Source organism: Verrucomicrobiia bacterium, from assembly GCA_019634635.1.
GTDB lineage: Bacteria > Verrucomicrobiota > Verrucomicrobiia > Limisphaerales > UBA9464 > UBA9464.
Genome location: JAHCBB010000002.1, coordinates 218730 through 238790, shown reverse-complemented (window position 1 = coordinate 238790; position 20061 = coordinate 218730). Strand labels below are relative to the sequence as shown.

The 20061-nt window shown below is 65.2% G+C and carries 14 protein-coding genes; 5 read left to right on the top strand and 9 right to left on the bottom strand.

The genetic code is table 11. The features are described 5' to 3' along the window. Window positions 1–64 precede the first annotated feature (64 nt). The gene (locus KF791_02350) at window positions 65–577 is read right to left on the bottom strand and encodes a zinc ribbon domain-containing protein (protein ID MBX3731418.1); all 513 of its coding nucleotides are present in this window, start codon (window positions 575–577) and stop codon (window positions 65–67) included. Window positions 578–856: 279 nt separating this feature from the next. Here KF791_02350 and KF791_02345 point away from each other — a divergent pair, with 279 nt between their 5' ends. The 5 genes from KF791_02345 (at window position 857) to KF791_02325 (ending at window position 3988) form a co-directional block, all read left to right on the top strand. After that, a complete protein-coding gene (locus tag KF791_02345) occupies window positions 857–1375 on the top strand; it encodes a hypothetical protein (protein MBX3731417.1) in 519 nt (172 codons plus the stop codon). Window positions 1376–1438: 63 nt separating this feature from the next. Next, complete coding sequence (locus tag KF791_02340) at window positions 1439–1747, top strand: hypothetical protein (protein ID MBX3731416.1); 309 nt, start codon at window positions 1439–1441, stop codon at window positions 1745–1747. Next, window positions 1744–2223, top strand: a complete 480-nt coding sequence (locus KF791_02335) for a type II toxin-antitoxin system VapC family toxin (protein ID MBX3731415.1) — start codon at window positions 1744–1746, stop codon at window positions 2221–2223. The genes KF791_02340 and KF791_02335 overlap by 4 nt, the downstream gene beginning before the upstream one ends. Before the next feature lie 181 nt (window positions 2224–2404). After that, complete coding sequence (locus KF791_02330; protein ID MBX3731414.1) at window positions 2405–2665, top strand: hypothetical protein; 261 nt, start codon at window positions 2405–2407, stop codon at window positions 2663–2665. 114 nt (window positions 2666–2779) lie between these two features. Next, window positions 2780–3988, top strand: a complete 1209-nt coding sequence (locus tag KF791_02325) for a molybdopterin molybdotransferase MoeA (protein ID MBX3731413.1) — start codon at window positions 2780–2782, stop codon at window positions 3986–3988. On the opposite strand, the gene KF791_02320 is transcribed toward KF791_02325, so the two are convergent. From KF791_02320 to KF791_02285, 8 genes are all read right to left on the bottom strand, one after another. After that, the gene (locus tag KF791_02320; GenBank protein ID MBX3731412.1) at window positions 3985–8988 is read right to left on the bottom strand and encodes a VCBS repeat-containing protein; all 5004 of its coding nucleotides are present in this window, start codon (window positions 8986–8988) and stop codon (window positions 3985–3987) included. The genes KF791_02325 and KF791_02320 overlap by 4 nt on opposite strands. 94 nt (window positions 8989–9082) lie before the next feature. After that, complete coding sequence (locus KF791_02315; GenBank protein ID MBX3731411.1) at window positions 9083–9244, bottom strand: hypothetical protein; 162 nt, start codon at window positions 9242–9244, stop codon at window positions 9083–9085. Window positions 9245–9304: 60 nt separating this feature from the next. Further along, window positions 9305–11212 (bottom strand): leucine-rich repeat domain-containing protein, encoded by a 1908-nt coding sequence (locus KF791_02310; protein ID MBX3731410.1) that lies wholly within the window; start codon window positions 11210–11212, stop codon window positions 9305–9307. 340 nt (window positions 11213–11552) lie between these two features. Further along, the gene (locus tag KF791_02305) at window positions 11553–12188 is read right to left on the bottom strand and encodes a hypothetical protein (protein ID MBX3731409.1); all 636 of its coding nucleotides are present in this window, start codon (window positions 12186–12188) and stop codon (window positions 11553–11555) included. Window positions 12189–12473: 285 nt separating this feature from the next. Continuing rightward, the gene (locus tag KF791_02300; GenBank protein ID MBX3731408.1) at window positions 12474–16520 is read right to left on the bottom strand and encodes a hypothetical protein; all 4047 of its coding nucleotides are present in this window, start codon (window positions 16518–16520) and stop codon (window positions 12474–12476) included. 3 nt (window positions 16521–16523) lie between these two features. Then, window positions 16524–16682, bottom strand: a complete 159-nt coding sequence (locus KF791_02295; protein MBX3731407.1) for a hypothetical protein — start codon at window positions 16680–16682, stop codon at window positions 16524–16526. Window positions 16683–16821: 139 nt separating this feature from the next. Then, on the bottom strand, window positions 16822–18081 hold the full coding sequence (locus tag KF791_02290) for a formylglycine-generating enzyme family protein (protein ID MBX3731406.1): 1260 nt from the start codon (window positions 18079–18081) through the stop codon (window positions 16822–16824). 258 nt (window positions 18082–18339) lie between these two features. Continuing rightward, the gene (locus KF791_02285) at window positions 18340–19908 is read right to left on the bottom strand and encodes an MFS transporter (protein ID MBX3731405.1); all 1569 of its coding nucleotides are present in this window, start codon (window positions 19906–19908) and stop codon (window positions 18340–18342) included. Window positions 19909–20061: the final 153 nt, after the last annotated feature.

Below are 20061 nucleotides of genomic sequence, written 5' to 3'. Positions count from 1 at the left end.
CCAAAGGGGGACCGCCAGCAGTCTCTGGCCGCCTCCCAACGTCCGAGACGATCCGGACGTCGGCTCAGTAGTCGTACAGTCCGGGATCCCGGCTGTAGGCACCACCGCCACCGCCACCGCCATCGTCCTCGGGATCGTCGCCCATCAGTCCCCCCAACAAGTCTCCCATGTCGGCTTCGATTTTTTCAGGGTCTTCACCCGCCTCGAGACGCCGGATGGCCACTTCGAAGTCCTTCGGCATGGTCCCTGCCGGCATGACGTCCTTCATCTTGCGGAGCATATGGGCCATGTGACGCGGGTTGTTTTCGTCGAGATGTTCCATGTCCCGCTCCATCTCGGCCATGGCCCGGGCCACCCGGGGATCATCCATGTCCGGCAGGGGCGGCCCCTCGTCGCCACCGGGATCCGCCGCCTTGGGCTCTGACACCCCCTTGATCATCGCGAAGCGGCTCACTTCCTTCGACAACCGTTTGGAGCCGCATTGCGGACAAGCCGGAGTGTGCGTCGGGTTCACCGTCCGGGAGAGAAAACTGAAGATCCGCCGGCAACGCGGACAGGCGAACTCGTAAATTGGCACGCGGCCAGTTTCGAATTCCCGGATGCCGGGTCAAGCGCGGTGAAAGGCATCCATTTCTTGCGGCAACACCGCAGAGCAACCAGCCCCGGCGGAGACCATAAAGATCAAATTCCTGCTTTTGGTTCCACTATGAAATGATGTTCCGATCCGTGTGCCTTCTGATCTGTGGCAGCTCTTGGTTGACCACGAATGGCCAGGGAGCCTGGAGACCAGGTGTCTCTGTTTCGGGTGATGCCCTTTTCGTCACCGACCCGGCCGACAACAACCAGAACCGTCGTCGTGCTGAATGGAAACGACGGAAGCCCCCAGTTATGGGACGCCACCGAGCTGCGGCCCATCAGTGCGTCGGTGCTCGACTTTTCCAAGACGGCCTACTTCAACGCGGTCAGCCCGGACGGACGGCGAATCCTCACGGGCAATATCCACCGCGCGCGCCTCTGGGATGCGGAAAGCGGGCTGCCGCTCGGCGGTTGTATCGGCCCCACCCCCGGCCTCCGACGCACCGATCTCAGTCCCGATGAGCGCTACGGCCTGAGCGCCGACGAGAATGCCTCGATCCGGGTCTGGCCGGTCTTGATCGCGCCCCTGCCCGCACCCGCATGGCTGCCGGAACTCGCCGAAGCCGTGGCCGGTCACCGCCTCCGCGCGGACGGCCTCCAGGAATCCGCACCTCTCGAACGGTGGCCAGCGGTCAGCGCCACCCTCGCCGCGTTCCCCGGCAACGAATTCCACGCCCGCTGGGCCAGATGGTTCTTCGTCGAACGTCTCCAGCCCCATCCGGCAGAGTTCGGGCCGTAAGGTATCAGAAGGTGGCACCGACGCTGCGTGGACCTGGCGTGGGACCGAAACATTGGTTGCTTGATGGAAGCAGAATGCCACCTTTTTCGCATCGTGCCTGCACTCGTCATCAAGGCATTCCCGGAAGATCTGCACGCCAGACTGCGGCAGATCGCCGCCGCCCATCGTCGTTCAGTGACCCAGGAGACCATCCACCTGCTGAAAGCGGCCATCGCCTCAGAGGAAGCCGCCCCCCCCGCCACCAGCAGCAGCCAGTCGAAATGGGCCAACCGGAAACTCCTGCCGGAGTATGAAGTGATGCTAAAGAACGGCGCTTTCAGCGGCGGCACCGACTCCACCATCGCCCTCTCAGAAGACCGCGATGCCCGATGAATCCCGCCTACTATGATGCCAGTTACCTGCTGAAACTCCAGATCGTGGAATCGGGAACCATCGCAGTCCGGGCTCACGCCTCCACCGTCCGCGAAATTCATTCGGCTCATCACGGAAGAGCAGAATTTGCGTCTGCCGCCTTCCGCAAGGTCAGGGAAGGGGTCGCCTCGCCTGCTGATTTCCGGCGACTCATGACCCAGTTTCGTGCGGATTGCCTGTCCGGGATCATCCTGCTGCTTCCCCTCACCGACACCATCCTCGACCGCGTCGAAAGCGTCTTCGCCACTGCCCCGGTCACCGCCTATCTCCGCGCCGCCGACGCCCTCCACCTTGCCACCGCCGCCGAACACGGATTCGCCGAGATTTACTCCAACGACACCCACCTCCTCGCCGCCGCCCCGCGCTTCGGCCTGCGCGGAGTGAATGTGATCCCGCAGGCAAATCCCGGCGGTCCGCCGGCGGTCCGGTCAATCTGACGGCGCATCCCGACGGCGTCAGGTATGGCGGAGTCCGTGCGGCTACCGGACCTCGCCGAAGCCGTGGCCGGTCACCGTCTCCGCGCGAACGGTCGCCAGAAACCTGTGCCCCCCCCGAACGCTCAGCGCCGCGCTCACTACGCCTCCCGGCGACGATTTAGACGCCCGCTGGGCCCGGTGGTTGTTCGTCGAACGCCTCCTGCTTGGCGCCAGCGCCACCCAAACCGATACCTTCGCCATCCTCAGCATCCTCGATAGCGGCATCAACACGCTGCGGCAGGGGATCGAATGGGCCAATTCCCAGCCCCGCGTAACGAATCATCGAGACGGCCGTGGCAACGAGGCCGCCTTCATCCTGTTCGGGAAGGCCAATCCACGAGACGAAGGTAACGCGTTGTCAAGGCTCAGCCAACCCGTCGACTTCCTATCGCCCAGGGTCTGAACCGGGGTGGCAGGCGTCGTGCCCGATTGGCCGAAAATCTGGAGAAATCCTTCCAGGAACCAAACGGCACGCTGACGATGACTCCCGTTGCGGGCCGGCCCGCAATCACGAGGTATGCTGAGCGCACTGGAATCCGTTCGGGAGGAATTGCTGGCGGGACTGGAGCCTGTCGGGCAGGAGGTCGTGCCGCTGGTCGCCGCCGCGGGACGGGTGATGGCAATCTCTCCGCGAGCCCGGACGGCGCTGCCACCCTTCGACAATTCAGCCATGGATGGTTACGCGGTCCGTGCGGCCGACCTGGGCACCGTGCCGGTCGCCCTCTGGCTTCGCGAGACTGTCCCGGCCGGCGGCTGGCCCAAGTCCCCCGTCGGTGCCGGAGAGACGGTCCGCGTGTTTACGGGCGCCCCGTTGCCGGAGGGCGCCGATGCCGTCGTCATGCAGGAGGATACGGAACCGGATCCGGAGGACCCGGGACGGATCCGGTTCCTCACCCCGGTCAAGCCCTGGGAGCATGTGAGATTTCGGGGGGAGGATGTGAACCTCGATGCGCCGCTGGTGCCCGAAGGCCGGGTGTTGGACGCCGCCGCGCTGGCGTTGCTGGCGGCTGCGGGCGTTCACGAAGTTGCGGTCTTTCGTCAACCGCTCGTGGTCATCCGCGTCACCGGTGACGAACTGGCGGTCGCCGGAATGCCGCTGAAGCCCGGACAAATCCACGAAAGCAACGCCATCATGCTCACCGCGCTGATTCGAAGTGTCGGAGGGCTGGCGGATGTGACGCCGCCACTGCCGGACGATGCGGACGCGTTGCGGGCAGCCCTGGAGACCGCCGCGGCTGGCGCGGACCTGGTGGTGACTGCCGGAGGGGCATCCGTCGGTGACCACGACCTGGTGCGCCGGGTCATCACCGATGCTGGCGGCGTTGTGCAGGACTGGCGAATCGCCATCAAACCGGGAAAACCGCTCTTTCACGGACGCCTGGCGGGGCGCCCCGTGCTGGGCGTTCCCGGCAATCCAGTCTCCGCGTTTGTGACCGCGGTGCTGCTGGTGTTGCCGGCGCTGCGCCGGCTCCAGGGAATGCGCGACGTGCTGCCCCCGGAAACGCCCGGCGTACTGGCGGCGACCCTGGCGAATCCCGAACCACGGCGACATTTCATGCGGGTGCACTGTGATCGCTCGGGACGGGTCCGGTCCGCGGGGCCTCAAGCCTCGCACCGCCTCGCCTCCCTCGCGGCGGCCAACGGCCTGGTGGACGTGCCCCCGGGCGCCGTTCTCGCGCCCGGAACTACGGTGCCCGTCATCCGCTGGGGTTCCTGCGTTGCCTAATTATCAACGCGCAGGAGGCGGAAGAACTGCGGGAGGACATCCGAAGGTGCCGGCGGGTCCACCAGCAACGCCTCATCCTGCGGCATCCGGTGTTCACCCAGGGATTGCCAATTCCGGAGGTCGCGGCTGTGTTCGAGTCGAAGGGTGACGCCCTCGCGTGCCCGCAGAACGAGGCGCAGGCGCGAAGGCACCCCGAAGGAACCCAACCTCAGTTCGGGATGCAGTCGGTGTGCGGGGATCACCTGGAGCCGCACCTGTCCCCACGCGTTCCAGCTTCCCGGAGTGCTGGCAATGAACTCCAGCGTGTCCTGCCCGAGGAACCCGGTGTCCGGCTGATAACGCACCTGGGTGCCATCCGGTTCCACAATCAGGCGGCCATGCCGGGGCCGCAGTGAGATCCGGTAGGACTGGAAATCACCTTCGGGATCAAACTCGCTCAGGACAAACGGCAATTCGCCGCCCGCGGGAACCTCCAGGGTTCTCACGGCGCGGGTGGCCCAGCCGTCGGGCGACGGTACGAAGACCGTAAAGCTCCGGTCCGTGACCTGCGCGTCCGCATCCGTGACCCGAACCGTGACATCTGCGGTCCCGGCACGATCCGGCTTGAGTTCAAAAACCACCCTGCGGTCGGCACCGCTTCCGGTGATCTGCACCCGCGACGCCGGCAGGAGCACCGGGTTCGAGGACGCCACCGTCACTTCAAGGGCCTCCGAGGGTGTCTCGAGATCAGCAACCTGAAAGGCCAGTTCCTGAGGACCAGCCCCCACGGGCAGCACCACGTCGGCGAGTCTGGAGATTGTCGGGCGCGCATTCAGTGTGAAGGACACTTCAGGGGCAAAGGCACTCCGGGCAAAGCCGCTGTCCACCGCCTGCACCGACCAGTGGTAGGTCTCCCCCGCCCGCAACCCGGCGATGAGAAACCGGCCCCGCCATCCGGCGTTGCCGCGACCGGGAACCAGCGCAATGCCGTCCGCCCGTGCAACGGCGGGGACAACGTCGTGTCCGCCGGGCGTTGTTCCCATCCGGACGCCATAGCTCAGACCACCGGCCTGTTCGCGATCGCGCGCAGCCGTCCACACGAGCTCCACGGTGTCATCATCGAGTCGTTCCACGCGCAGACCCGTCGGCACCGAAGGTGGAGTGTTGGTGGGCGCACCCAGATTGCGGATCAGTTCCAGGCCATCGGGTGAAACCCCGAGGAGTTCGAGACGGCCGTCAGCACTGACGTCCGCCGGAAGCAACGAAGTAAAGCGGGCAAGGGATTCGAGCTGTGGCAGGACCCGATAGGGGGTGCGCGTCAAATTGGAAACCAGGGAAACATCGCGAGCTCCACGAAATGTCACCAGCAGATCCTCGAAGCCATCACCGTCCAGGTCGCCCAGCGGACCCGATCCGGACCCCACCAGAAAATCCACGGATCCCGCGCCGTCCGGGTACAACCGATTCACGCGGACACCGGTGTTCAAAGGAAATTCAACGAGCAGGTCCGGAGCCCCATCGTTGGAAAAATCGGTCCACCCCAGGGCCCGGGAGGTCGGGACCCAACGGGGAGGCTCGACGATGAATTGCCCGTCCGGCTGCTGACGCAGCCATCGGCTTCGCGAAGAGGCCGCGCTGGCATCGCGCGTCACGATCAGGTCCAGGCGGCCATCCCCGTCAAGGTCAGCGGGAAGGAGGCCCTCCATGGATGAGCTCCCGGTGATGCCCGCGGTCAGCGACCGCGGATTGACCAGCGGCATCGGACTCCAGTGATCCGACGCATCGCCCAACAAGGGGCCTCCGGGATGGCGCCAGAGCTCGAGCTCGGTGCCGCTTCGCGCCGCAACAATGTCGGGGTCGCCGTCGGCATCAGCATCGAAGATCGCCAGCGTTTGAAAGGAGTCCACCGACCGCAGTCGGATGCTTTGGCCGATCCGGCCGTCCTCGTTCTCCAACACGACCAGGGTCACGCCTTCGGCGCCGACCGAACCCGGCGGGGCGGCAACCAGCAGATCCACGTCGCCATCACCATCGAAATCCCACAAGTGGAGCGACCCGATGGGCATGCCGGTGTCGTGGCGCAGGGCCTCACTCCAGGTGCCATCCTCCCCTAGTCGCCAAACCGAAACCTCCGACGGTGACCCGGGGCCGATCCCGATCAAATCCAGGCGACCGTCCGCGTCGAAGTCCACCCACTGCGGCGACGTCAGCCCGGAGACCGGCCCCGCGAGCCGCTCGGAATCCAGAAGCTGAGCCTGCCAGAGCCCAATCAGGTCCACTGAATCCGACAACCCATCGGCATCCGTGACCGTCAGGGTGATGACCACCCTTCCCGGCTCGGGTCGAAGCGGCGTGATCCGAAGTGATCGCTCCGCACCGGAACCCGACACGACGATCTGGGCATCCGGCACCAGCGACGGCTCGGAGCTGCGTGCGGTGATTCGCAGCGCGTCCGGCGGTGTCTCGACGTCCCCGACCCACACCACCCCGGTGATCGGACGACCCAGGTACTGGGGGCCGGCGATCTGCGCGGTGATCGTGGGCCGGTCGTTGTCCTCCAGAACGAGAACCGAGACCTGCCTTCGTGTCTCCGCCCCGTTCCGGTCCATGGCAACAATCGTCAATGTGGCGTTGCCCGAGGCGTCGCGTGCCGGGATCAACGTCACCCGGCGCACGGATCCGTCTTCGTCCGTGGGTGGACGCTGCACCGCGGGTGGCCGGGCGAACAGTTCGCCCCGGTCCGTTTCGACACGAACCTCGATGGCCCCGGCCGGTGTGAGATCGTCGCTGACCTCGATGTCGAAATACCCGGCCGTGTCCTCGGCGAGAACGAACACCGAGGGGGCAAGGATGCCTGGAGGCCGGTTGTCCGGCCGTCCAACTGCAAGGCTGAGTTCTGGTGCGAACGGACCGCCGGACATGCTGGCGTCCACGGCCTGCACCGACCAGTACACACGATTGATGTCCGGACGCGGCAGGCGGAACTGGAACGTCAGCAGATGGCCCGCGTTGCCGGCCTGCGGGAGAAGCCGGGTGCCATCCGGGAGGGACTGGGCTGAGACGAGATCGTGCGCACCAGGCGAACTGCCCGCGCGGACATTGTAGGTCAGCGGTGTGGTCTGGTTGGGATCCCTTGCAACGTTCCAGAACATCAGCACCTCGTCCCCCATGTCGAAGGCCCGGAGTCCCGAGGGGGCATCGGGTGGCAGGTTGGGTTGCCGTTGATGATTGAAGAAGATCCGGAATCCGTCTTCGTAACCGACGATGTCGAGCGCGCCGTCCAGGTTCGAGTCGGCCGCGACCGGAACAAAACTCGCGCTGGCCGTGGACGATGGGGGCGGACCGGCAAAGAGAAACCGTCCGCGCTCGAACCGGCCTTCGCCGCGGTTGTGGTACACGGCGAAGTGATTCGTGGTGGTTTCGCGTCCGAAGGCCTGCAGCACCAGCTCCTCATACGGGGCCACAAAGTCCGGCCATCCGTCATGATCCATATCCCCCCAGGCCGGAGCCGCGGCGGTGGCAAAGTCCCTCGCGCCCACCCGGTACGATTCCACAAAGTGACCCGCCCGCTGCACCAGCACCCGGAGCGCGCGCTGCCGGGGATCGCCCTGCGGATCCTCCACCAGCCACAGGTCGGTCACCCCGTCACCGTTGATGTCGAGAGCCCCGGCGGCGGTCACGGGATGCAGCGCCGGCACCACCGGCCCTGCTTCAAACACACCACCGCCACGGTTGAACTGAACTCTCGGGTTGCCTCCGGGATTCAACCGGCTGAACAGCACCAGGTCGGGGCGGCCGTCCTGGTTGAAGTCCGCTGCAACGATTGGCCCGCCTGCCGGCGGAAGATCGTGCGAAACCATCGTCAACTTTCCCGAACCGTCGTTGAGGGCGACAACCACCCGGCGGCTTTCATCGGCGGCCACCCCGGAGTACACGAGGTCCAGTGTCCCGTTGCCGTCAAGATCCACCCAGGACGCCCCCTGCACCGCAATCTCCTCCAGGTGATTGGTGACCCGGTCAAAGAAGGGCGTGACCCGGTTGCGCCGGGTGCGAAACGTGCCCATCAGACGCGGACCCGACACAAATGCATCGGGAACTCCGTCGCCGTCCATGTCGCCCCATGCCATGACCTGAAGCGGCCCCGGATCCGCCCGGGAAATCGGCTGGGTGCCGCTGAACGATCGGGCAAAAGGATTCATGGTGACGGCGCCATCAACAGCGGTCGCCAAGTCCGGGTAGCCGTCCAAGGTCACATCCACCCAGAAAAGGCGATGGGCCGCAGCCGCCAACGGAAGCGGTGGGAATCGGGGAACCTGCGGGAGACTCCATCCGGCCGGGCCCGGCGACCTTCGGGGCTCGATGGGCGAGAAATCCCGGGGGTGTATGGTGACCACGAAATGGGTTGTTTGGGAGACGCCCTGAAGGATGGCTGTCAGCGTCACCGTCGTCCGCGCCGGGGTGGAGAGATTGCGCACCACCGGGATCAGTTCCAAAAGGACCGGTCCTCCGTCCCGCAGGATGTTGACCCGCACCGTTCGATTGCCGTCCGCAGTCGTTGCTTCCAGGCGAACCCCTCTGCCGGGATCCGCCTCAAGCCACCGGACGCGCAGCACCGGAATTCCCTCGGTGATGACCTGGTTCAGCACCGGTTTGAGCAGCGGACGCTCCGGCTCCGACCGCAGGCCGGTGCCCGGCTGCCCGGGATCGGTCGCTGCGGCGATGGACGGGTCCGATGCCCGGGATTCGGCGTGCAGCGACCGGGTGTCGAGGGCTACCGGACCCAACGCCCAATCCGCAGCCCCGGCTTCCGGGGGCGCCAACGGAGGCGCGGACGCAGACAGCGCCGGCGAACCAGGAAAGCCGGGTGCTGGCAATGGAGGCGCCGCTTCATGAATGGCAGGCCCGGAATGGCCGTGAAGTGCCGGACCGCTCGTAAGCAGGACCCCGGCGAGCACGAGCAAGCCCGGCAGCCGGCCGGCAGACCAATGACCGGCGTCGGAGGTTCGAATGGTGGAGTTCATCGGTGGAATGGATACGGGTGTTCATTTTCAGTGGGGGCTACTGTTTGTCTGTTACCGTACAGTGATACATTCTGTCAAGCGCTAATGAATGGCATCATTGGAAATCAACCGCGGTGGTCAGGATGGCCCAGGCAGAACCGCCGAAGAATTCATTGCCCGTGAGGGACCCTAGAATGCCGCCGAGGTTGTCCTTGAAGAACAGCCACAGCATAAAGGCGATGCCCGCAGCCCCGAACAGGCCCACGTCCTTGAACATCTGCCCGAGGCTCAGGCCCTTTTAGTCCCTCCCAATCAACGGGAAGTCGCACAAGGCCAATCAGGGTGATCGCACGCGATAGAATCGGATGGCGGACTCGCCGGCACTGGTGTCGGTCAACTGGGACTGACTCGTGCCCGGGATCGTGTTGGTCGCCACCGGCTGCCACGGAGCGGCGGTGTCCAGGCTGGGGCGGGACTCCAAGACGAGCACGACGGACACAGGACCGTCAACGGATGTGGCGAACTGGCCTCCGGTAAATCGGGAATTCGAGGCAACCGGAACCCAAAGGGCGGTGGGTGCCCAGCCGAAGTGAGTACTCCAGCCGATCGTGCCGGGCATGTAATACACCGTCGGAGGCGGATCAATCGGGAAAAGGCGTTCCGCGCTGGGCGGATCCCCAAGAAAGTAGGCTGCCACCAGATTGGTGGCGCCTGCGAAGGCTTCATGCCCAATCCGGGTGACTGCGCCCGGGATGGTAATGCGGGTCAGGTTCAGGCAGGCTGCAAAGGCGAACTGCCCGATTTCCGAGAGGCTCCCGGGAATCAGCAGGTTCCCCAAAGCCGATTTCGAGAAAGATTCCTGACCGAGCAGGACGACCCCGTCTGGAACGGCGTACTCACCGCGGCGCGCGGCCGGGAATTGGAGCAGCGTCTGGAGGGAATGGTCGAACAGAACCCCATCCACGCTTCGAAACGAGGTGTTCAACGGGCTGACCGTGATGTTCGCGAGTTCGGGACACCCGCTGAAGGCTCCGACGCCGATGGATTCCACGAGGGACGGGATGGCAACACTCGCCAGTCCGGTTCCGGAAAAGGCGTAGGGGCCGATTTGAGAAACCGAGTCCGGAATGACGATTTGGGTGAGCGAGACGCACTCGGCGAACAGGCCCCACTCGATGGCAGTCAGGCCGGCCGGGAGGCGGACTGTAGCGAGGGCACGACAGCCGTGGAAGGCCGCATCCCCAATCTGGAGCACCGAGTCGGGAATCTCGACCGCGTCGAGAGCACTGCAGTCTGCAAACATTTCCCGTCCGATGGTGGCCAGTCCGTCACCGAACCGAACCGTTCGCAAGCTCAGGCATCCTGAAAAAGCCCCCCCGTCTACGGCCTCCAGACTGCCAGGCAGGAAAACTGTGGTCAGCGCGGTGCAGTCGCGGAATGCCGAGCCTCCCAGTGTTTTCAGTCCTTCCGGCAACACGAGATTCGTCAGAGCAATGCAGCCATGAAACGCCAAACGTCCTATTTCTGTGACCCCTTCGGGAACCGTCATGCTGGCGAGCCGCACGCATGAGGCGAAGGCATCCTCGGGAATTCTGGAAATTCCAGAATTCAATTGGACCTCCGCCAAGCGGGCGCAGCCCGCAAAGGCCCGGCCGCCCATCGTGGTCACTCCTGAGGGCACGGTCACCCCGGTGAGGACGGTACAGCCGGCAAACGCCATTGGGGCGATTTCGTGCACCCCTTCAGGAACGACGTAGTTCCCGTCGAGGCCGCCGGGGAACTGCTTGAGAATCTCCAGCGTATGGTCGAAGAGGACCCCATCCCGGCTGGCGTAGGCGGGATTGGCAGGGCTGACCACGATGTTGGTCAGGCCGATGCAGTCGGCGAGGATGCCGTCGTCAATGGTGACCACACCGTCGGGAATCGAGAAGTGAGTCATACCGGTGCAGCGCAGGAAGGCATTGGTGCCGATGCGCGCCACAGTGTCGGGAATCGTCACCTCGGTGACGGCCGTTTGGGATTGGAATGCCCATCCGCCGATGGCGCGGACCGGCAGGCCATCCAGCGTGGAAGGAATGTCCACCGCCCCTCCGTCGCCGGTGTAGCGGACAATGGTGATGCCGCCGTCTTCCACCCGGTAATCAAACTGGGCTCGCGCCGGAAAACACAGTGAGAGGGTGACCAGGGTGGAGAGCCAGAGACGGGTGGTTCGGCGTCCGCGGGTTTCAGGAGTTGAGAGGTGCATGGCGGAGTTGAGGAGTGCGGTTTGCTGAGCACCACTCACAGAGCATTCCCCATGCCAATCAGGATCCCACGGAAGGACGACGCGGCGCGGATCTCAAACTCTTGGGAGAGGCGGGGAATTCCGGATACCCGTGCCCGGATTTCCATCCGGACCTGGACCCAAATTCGGACCGTAGTGGAGACCTACGCCGGCCTTCAGCCGGAATCCCCAGCAATTTCGCCAATCTACCTCCCGCCAGTATCGAAAGTCGGGTTAGTCGCTGCGCTGATGCGTCGCCCGCTGAAGCAAGCCAGGCCATGATGCTTTTAGTCCGATGAAAGTCGGCCGGATACCGCCATCTTCACCGCTGGACATTTCCCCGATCTGGGAGCTCTTTGCGACCAACCCAAATCCGGAGCCAATTCCGTTGGACTTGCCATTCAGGATCCGTTTCTCGAAAGCTGGGATTCTGGGTTTCGCCTGGGAATGCGCCGGCGAGTTTCTCGAACGCTTCCGGAATGGGATCGGTATATTGCTTCCTGCCGGTGAGGACGACGCCACGCACTTCCACACCCCCGGCCGGTATTTGGCCAATCACCACGTTGGTCCAGCCAAGTCCCCTGAAAAAATCGGCGAACTCCTGGGCGAGTGCTTCGGACTCTGTGCAGGCCGCCGTCGGAGTGACGGTCACTTGCATGGGTGGAACATCCTTCAACAAGTCCTTGGCCTTCGACTTCGCTATCGAGCTGAGAGTGCGGCTCGTGGACGGATCCCGGACGTGGCTGGCTACCGTGATGGCCAGCGCGTCGTGTTCCTTCTGCAGAGCATTGACCTTGGCGTTTACCGACTTCAACGGAAGGCCATAGGCGACCCCGACAACCAAGAGCCCGACCACCACGAACACCGAGAATCCACGCGGATCCTCTCTAATCCACTTGACGGCATCGCCGCTGTTCTCTCGGAGTTTTGCGACGTAGGACTTTGGCGAGCGCTCCATGAATATTCTTACCGACTAGGTCTCAAGCGAGACCACAAGTCCTCATACCAGCTTCAATTGGTCGGTCAATCCTCGAAAAGAGGGGCGGTGCCGCGAGCCACTGCAGCACTGACCAATCCAACATCAATGGGCCAGCCGAAATTTACCACAGCCCATCCTTAACAATCTGCCCGTCGGCGAGCCAAGGACCCGACAGATGTCCTGTCCCTGCCGTTTGGCACTCTGTCTGTCCCACTCCTTCTCCCGGTGCCTCCGCGGTGAACAGTCTCCGGGGTCCTTTCCCGATCAAGGCCTGACGCGAAGCCGGTAGAAGCTTTGCCCGAGGCCGGCAGGTCGTTCCTCCTCAAACACGTTGAGTGGAGGAGTAGCAGACGCGTTCTCGACCACCGTCTCCCACTCCATCAGATCGGAGGATCGCTCCACATCGTAAGAGGTTCCCGCAGCGCTCGCCCAGGCAAAGGTGACCACCACACCGCCACCGACCGGCCTGTTGACAACGTGGAACTCGCCCACGCGCAAAAAGTCCTCAGCCACGCGCGGATTCGTGCCGCTCAAATACTCCTGAAGATTCGTGAAACCATCGTTGTCGTCGTCGCGACCAGCGTCGTCCGGATCGGAATCGTTCAAGCCATGCAAAACCTCCCACCAGCGGGGCATGCCGTCGCCATCGTCATCAATCCACAGCATCAGCGCGAATCGGGTTTCGTTGTTGCCCGCAGCCACGTCACCGGTCAGCCCTTCGGCATCCGCCACCGCACGGTAAACCGTCTCGCCCTCGGCATGACTTCCGGCCGGGAGTTCGAGGATGACCGTCGTTTCGGCGCCCGGCGCGATCTGGCCGAGCACGGCCACCGCCAGCGGGGCTGCGGCGGGATCCGCACCGCTCTTTTCCAAGCGGACATCGGTCACGGGTGATGCAGGCGCCCCGCGATTGACCACGCCCACCACGATGCGCACCGCGCCGTCGCGGAGCACGGTGCCGGAGCGGTAGTTCATTTCCAGATCCACGCCGCCGACCAGGAGCGACGCCCTGTTGTTCTCCTCGGAAAACTCGGTGATCGCCCCGGCGGGATCCACCACCGCCACCACCCGTCGGGACGCTGCCGGTTCCGGCAGCGTCCAGGGGTGGACAATCTCCGCGGTCTCTCCGGACAACAGCCACCCGGGCAACGTCACCCCGTGGATGAGGGGGCCTCCGTCGTCCGGATCGCCGTCATGGAATCGCATCACGACCCCCTGCAGCGCGACATTGCCGGAGTTGCGGACGGTGGCCCGGAGCGTCGCCTGGTCGCCGGGGAGGAAACGTTCCCCCTCCACGCGCAGGCTGTCCGGCACCACTTCCAGATCGCGCACCAGCGCGCGTTTTGCCACCCGGAGGTCCACCTGCCCCGGTTGGGGCACGCCCTCGACCTCGATTACCTCGCCGCCCTCCACCGTCACCGCCACGGTCTCGCTTGAGATGGCGACCGCGTTGTAGGCGACCGTCAGATTGCCCGCCGCGTCCCATACGGGCGCAAACGAACGTTCCAGGTCGCGGTCTGTGGTGAGCAGCGTGTCGAGGCTCCACAAGCCCGAGGCGGGATCATAGACGCGGTAACGGGCGTCGGAGCCGTGGTTGCTCATTTCCTGCCAGATCAACACCACGTTGCCCCCCGGCCCGCCGGTCAGCGCAAAGTCGGCCACCCCCAGACTGTCGGCCGCCTCGCGGACCACCGTGGGTGTCCCGGCAAAATCCCGGTCCAGCATCAGCCGGTCGGCCTGATTCCACACGACAAAGGCCCGGCCGGCGGCATCCACCCAGGCGCGGGGATTGCGATCGGCCACACTGTCGGTGGTGCGGCGCGTCACCGGTCCCCACGCGACCCCGTCGAAGTTGCGGTAAAACAGCTCGGCATCGGCGGAGTTCTCCAGATCGCCGTCCAGGTCGCGGCTCCACACATAGACCGCCCGGTCGCCCCCGGCGGCCAGTGTGTCGCCCAACTCACCCGCAATTTGGTCCACCAGCACGGCGGGTTCGCCCCAGGTTTGGGTCGCCGCGTCCCAGCGGGCGGTCAGCACGCGCAGGGGCGCGGCGGCAGTTCCGGTGGGTTGGTTGCCTTCACTCTGGCTCCAGGTAAGGAGCAGGTCGCCATCGGCAAGCGGGCCGGCCAGCCGGGGTTTGAAGTCGAGGATGGCATTGTCGGTCAGCGCTTCCGGAACGGACCAGGTGCCCGTGGAGGCATCCCACCGCGACCAGACGATCTCCAAACGCGCGGCGAATTCCCCAAGGTCAGCCTCGTCGAACGCGGCATCCTTCACCCGCTCGAAGACCGCGAGGCCGTCGCCGTTGCCGTCAAAGACCACCTGCGGGTTGAATTGGGCGCGCGGATCCGCCGCCAGGGCCGCCGGCGCGCTCCAGTTCTCGCCGTCAAAGCGGGTGAAGGCGATCCCGGTGAACTGCACGGGATTCTCCGCACCGGTGTCGCGCACGTAGAGGAGCATCAGTTCAGTGCCCCTGGCCGCGAGGGCGGGTTCGGCGTCAGCAAAGACATTTCCGAGCAGCGGCAGTTCCACCTGCGCCGGCAGGTTGGAATCGCTGGCAAGCCGACGGGCCAGGCCGACGGCGGGGGAAGGCGAATACACCGCGCCCGGCGAGGGCGTCACGCTCATGCGCGCAAAGGTATCCAGCGCCCCGGAGCCCGCCCCCGCCCTGGCGACACCCGTCAGCGGTTGCCCTGATGCCGCCGGCACCGCCAGGAAATACTCATCCCCCGCCTCGCGCCAGGCCCGCTCCACCAGCGTCCAGCCGCCTCCCGCATTGGCCGCGGCGGGGAGGATATAGCCCCCCTCGACCGGTAGCGCTGCCAGCGACAGGCGGCGGGCCGGGTAGCTGTAGTTCAGGAAAACATACTCAGCCTTGGTATTGAAGACCCAGACGTTGGCCGTGAGCCCGACATAGGACTTGAAGTTCACCTCGCGGAAAATCGGCTGCGGCAGACCGAACGTGCCCGCCGCACTGCCTCCAACATAGACCGACGCCTCCGCCTTCCCGACTCTCGGCGCGTAGATCGCCTCGAGTCCCAATTTCAATTCCGCCTCGCCGCCCTTCAAATCGAGCGGCCAGCGGGGTGCGAAGATGGCCGATCCCGTGATCTCCGGTAGCGCATCAATGCGCACCGAGAAACCCCGCACAAATTCTTCGCCCAGCGCATGACGCACCGCGGTCGTCGCACCCGGCCCGACCAGGTCGAGCAGGCCGTAGCGACCGACCTCCAGCCGGGCGCCCAGGCTGAATCCCCCGCGGATCTCCTCGACCTGGATGCCCCGCTGCGGTGTCGCCACACCCGCGGCCTGGGCAAAGACCGCCGCCTCGAATTCCCGGTTGCCAATGTAGAGCCGGGGGCGTTCGTAGCCGGAGAATCCGGGAATCGTGGGACGACGTCCCCGTCGGCCCGGACTGGCGCTGGTCTGCATCCCCACTGCGGCCTCCCATGAACCATCCGTCAAGGCGTAGTCAAAACTCATCCCCAGCCCGAACTCGAAGCCAAAACGACCCAGCACCGGCAGGGTCACCACCTGCTCCCGGCTGATCAGATTAAAGTCCAGCACGATGCTTCGCGTTGGGGTCTGCTCGCTGAAGGAACGCAGGGCCTCGAGGAAAGCCGGCCAGGGAAACACCAAGACGGACACCCTGACGGGACGGGACGTCAGCCCCTGCTTCGTCACCGCCACCGCCTCCAGCGACTGCTCCCGGAGCGAGCCCGTAAACACCGCGTCCACCGCCAGAGGAATGCGCACCATCCCGCTCGTTCCTCCCGGGCGCCGGGCGACTTCCCGCCCGCCGACGACCAGCCGGACGAAGTCCGGTTCGTGTCCCTGCCAGTTCACGCGCACGATCGCCTCGGTCGCCAGACCCCTGCCATGCAGAAAAAAGTAATGCGGCTCCAACCGCAGGGACTCGACGACCGGGCCATCCGTCAATCGCGTCAGGCGGATGATCCCCATATCCCGACTCGATTCGCCGCTCTCCGCCGGACCGAGCCCAAGGATCACCGGCATAACCCCCCCCGCGCCCACGGTCAGCTCCGCCGCTCCCGCAAGCGACGCCTTGAGCGCAAACCGGCCGTCGCCGCCCGTGGTCCCGCTCACCCCACCTGCCCTGACCGTCGCCCCGCCCAAGGGCCGATACGGACCGCCAGGCGCCGTGCCGTCCACCACCTGTCCGGTGAGTGTGATCCCGAGGCGCGTGTCCAGCGGAAAGAGATTGGACTCCGCCGCACGGCCCGCGACGCAGACGAGCGCCAGGAAGCAGGCGAGGATCCATGGGAGGCGGGGGCGGAGGGACAAATTCATGGGTCAGTTGGGGAAAGGGCAAAAGGCCCAGAAGGAGCCGTCACCGTTGGGGACGAATTCCTTGCGCACCGAGGCGATGCGGCCGCTGCGGAGGAGGCGGTTCAACTCCTCCCCGGCCGCGCCACCCCCCATCGCGGGGATTTGGAAGAATGCAAAGGCCACGGTTTGTTCTTAAAAAATTTTTTCGTTTCCGAGCCGGGGGAAGACCCACCCCCGGCGCCTCCCCACCGCGCGGGGCAGCGGCCTGCGCCGGCTCCGCCCGGCTCCGGCTCGCCGCCCCGCGCGGCTTGAGCTCAGGCCTTTAGGGACCTGAACTGCGGGCGAGCCGGAAACCGACGTCGTAGTAGCGGTAGTACGGGCCGAAGCTGTAGCTGCGGCAGGCGGAGCGGCAGTAGTCGGCGTCGTAGTACCAGGCGCCGCCCCGGTACACCCGGAACCCGCCCGAACTCGGACCCCGCGGATCAACGCCCGGAGAGTTGACGTAATAGTCGCCATCCCACCAATCATTGCACCACTGCCAAACGTTCCCCGCCATGTCGTAAATTCCGTAGCCATTCGAGGCAAATGATCCCACCGGGCTCGTGAAGGGAGAACCGCCGCTTTGGTAGGCCGGATGAACGCCTCGCGTCGGGCTCACGTCGTAACTGTAGCCGTCCCAGCTTGCATAATTCGCCTGGCTGTGGCTGATCGTGTCGCCCCACGGGAACCGCCGGCCGCTCAGGCCGCCCCGCGCCGCCTTTTCCCACTCCGCTTCGCTCGGCAGCCGGTAGCCGTGGGCTGCGTACTCGATGGTGGGCGTACGCTCACCCGTCCGATACACGGTTCCATTCACGCGGTACACCGGGGGCAGTCCCTCCCGTTCGCTCCGCGCATTGCACCACTTCACCACGTCATACCATGACACGCTATGCACCGGATGGTCGGGCCCATTTCCACCGCCGGGGACTAGGTCCGTGTAGCCATTGACCACCGCCCATCCCCGCACCGAATCCCACTGCGACTTCGTCACCGCCGTTCTCCCCATGTAAAACGCGCTCACCGACACCGTATGCACCGGACGTTCACCTTCCCAACCTTCGCCAAAACTGTCCCCCATCTGGAAGCTTCCCGCCGGAATAAGGACGAAGCCGTCGGGCGCTGGGCCCGGCCCCGCCCGCGCCGTCACCTTCACCCGCATCGCCGGTGCGACGAAATCGGCCAAGTCCGATCCCGCGTTCCACACGATATGGCGGTTCAGTCCCGCCACCACACCCTCCCCCACCGCGCCGCTCAACGTCCTCGCCGCCACCGCGTAACTCGCCCCGCCGTCGGCCGACACCGCCACCTCCACCGTCACCGGCGCCCCCGCCCCGACCAGATCGTAGTACACATCCACCAGCGCCGTCCCCGCCCGCTGCGCCGCCCGCACATTCCTTACCTCCGGCTCCGCCCCCGCAGCCGCGCCCAGCCAACCGAGCCAGAGGGCCAGCAGGCCCCAATCGCGAAACCCGGCGAAGAAATCCCGGACGGCAGCGGGCCCGGTGAGACCGCCCGGAAGAGACAGGAAGGAGAGGAGACGCATGGTCGCTCTGAGTTTGAACTATGGCCACCCTCTCCCGAAACGTCGGGCGAAGGCAACCACGGAGTCGGCTTGCCGATAACGCGATAAAGCGACTTCACACACCCGCAGTGGGGGAGATTACGGACGTGCGGGAGACCGTCCCAGATCTTGGTGCGATCGCGTTCCATGCGCGACCCTCTTGGGACAGCGAAAACGGGCGGCCTCCCTTCAGGAGGCCGCCCGTTTGGCGGGGGGGATGCCGGCGCGGGCGGCTTCGCCTCAGCTTTCGGCCGTGCCGAGGGTGTTGTTGATGCTCACCGGCTTGTAGCCGCCGATGGCCTTGAAGTAGAGCAGCAGGAGGAGATAGATCACCGCCATGACCGCGGGGATGAACGAGTCGGCCCTCAAGGTCTTGCGGTCGCCGTTCTGGTCCGCGGTCACCACGGCCTGCTTCACCGCGGTGCGCTCGTTGGCGGGCGTCTCCTTCGCCGCGCCCAACTTCATGCCGTCGAGTCCATAGGCATCGCTGAAGAACAGGAACTTCGACGGCCGGTCGGCCCTGTACTCGGCAAACGCCGCCGGGTCGGACGCCTGGAGGGCCTCGCCGGCGAAGCGGTCCTTGGCGTACCCGAGTCCGGGGGAGCCGATCAGACCGGCGCTCATCATGCCGAGGCCGCCCATGATCGAAATCGCCACGGCGCCGGTGCGCGGGAAGCGGTCCGAAACCACCGCCAGCATGGTGGGCCAGAAGAACGTCTTGCCGATGCCGTACACGGTGAGCGCCAGCAGCGCGCCGAAGAAGGTGGTGATGCCCGCGGTCAGGTTGAGGCCGACGGTGGCCAGCACCGCGCACACCAGCAGGATGCCGATGGGCGACAGCCCGATGCGCTTCTCGATGAAGTCGGCGCAAAAGCGCAACACGAACATGGTCAATGAGGTGAAGACAAAGAGGATCCTGCCCTCGCCGGAAGTCAGGATGTTGCCGGTGATGTTCTGAATCCACTGGTCGGTGCCGAGTTCGACCGCACCCACCATGATGTGGGTGATGAACAGGACGAACAGGAGCCAGGCCCCGATGGCAAAGCCGCTGAGACTCGAGAACCAGAGGAACGCGACGACCCCGACCACGATGGCCAGGATGGCCCAGGCCGAACCGCCGAAGAATTCGTTGCCCGTGAGGGACCCCAGGATGCCGCCGAGGTTGTCCTTGAAGAACAGCCACAGCATGAAGGCGATGACCGCGGCCCCAAGCAGGCCGACGTCCTTGAACATCTGCCCGAGACTGAGGCCCTTTTGAGAGGCCTCGGATTTTGGATAACTCTGTCCAAAAAACAGGAAACCGTACACCGCCGTCGGAATCAGAAACAGGCCCAGCTGGATCTTCCAGCCCACGCCCAACCGTTCACCGAGGATCCAGCCCATGGCACCGCCGATCACCAGCCCCAGCGGCCAGGAGGCGTGGAGGATGTTCAGATAATGGGTGCGGTTGTTGGGAAACAGCGTCGCCACCAGCGGGTTGGCCACCGCTTCCAGGGTGCCATTGGCCAGGGCGAAGATGAACGTGCCGACGAAGAGGAAGTTGTACGCGGTGGTCTTCGCCATGCCGGCACTCGCACCGAAGGTCACGAAGGCGGACAGGATGTGCAGCAGGAAGGCGGCGACCACCAGCTTGCCGTAGCCGATCCGGTCCGCCACCAGGCCGCCGACAATGATGCCGAAGCAGAACCCGGTGAACCCGGCGCCACCGATCAGGCCCAGCTCGGAAGCCGTGAAGCCAAACTCCCGTCCCCAATCGGCCAGAATGCCGCCGCGGATGGCAAAGCCGATGCCGGCGGCAAGGATCGCCATAAACCCGGCGAAGAGGAGGCGTTTGGCGTTGGACGCGATGCCTTCGTTGCTGACGTTGCTCATGTTCGAACTCCTGATTCAGATTGTCGTGGAACGCGCGCGAGTTAAGCGAACCCCGGAAATTCGGTCCACAAAAGGTTTCGCAAGTCGTTC

Coding starts and splice junctions, on each gene's coding strand:
- KF791_02340 (MBX3731416.1), top strand. CDS start 1,439: ATGGAAGCAGAATGCCACCTTTTTCGCATCGTGCCTGCACTCGTCATC.
- KF791_02335 (MBX3731415.1), top strand. CDS start 1,744: ATGAATCCCGCCTACTATGATGCCAGTTACCTGCTGAAACTCCAGATC.
- KF791_02325 (MBX3731413.1), top strand. CDS start 2,780: ATGCTGAGCGCACTGGAATCCGTTCGGGAGGAATTGCTGGCGGGACTG.
- KF791_02320 (MBX3731412.1), bottom strand. CDS start 8,988: ATGAACTCCACCATTCGAACCTCCGACGCCGGTCATTGGTCTGCCGGC.
- KF791_02315 (MBX3731411.1), bottom strand. CDS start 9,244: ATGTTCAAGGACGTGGGCCTGTTCGGGGCTGCGGGCATCGCCTTTATG.
- KF791_02310 (MBX3731410.1), bottom strand. CDS start 11,212: ATGCACCTCTCAACTCCTGAAACCCGCGGACGCCGAACCACCCGTCTC.
- KF791_02305 (MBX3731409.1), bottom strand. CDS start 12,188: ATGGAGCGCTCGCCAAAGTCCTACGTCGCAAAACTCCGAGAGAACAGC.
- KF791_02300 (MBX3731408.1), bottom strand. CDS start 16,520: ATGAATTTGTCCCTCCGCCCCCGCCTCCCATGGATCCTCGCCTGCTTC.
- KF791_02290 (MBX3731406.1), bottom strand. CDS start 18,081: ATGCGTCTCCTCTCCTTCCTGTCTCTTCCGGGCGGTCTCACCGGGCCC.
- KF791_02285 (MBX3731405.1), bottom strand. CDS start 19,908: ATGGCGATCCTTGCCGCCGGCATCGGCTTTGCCATCCGCGGCGGCATT.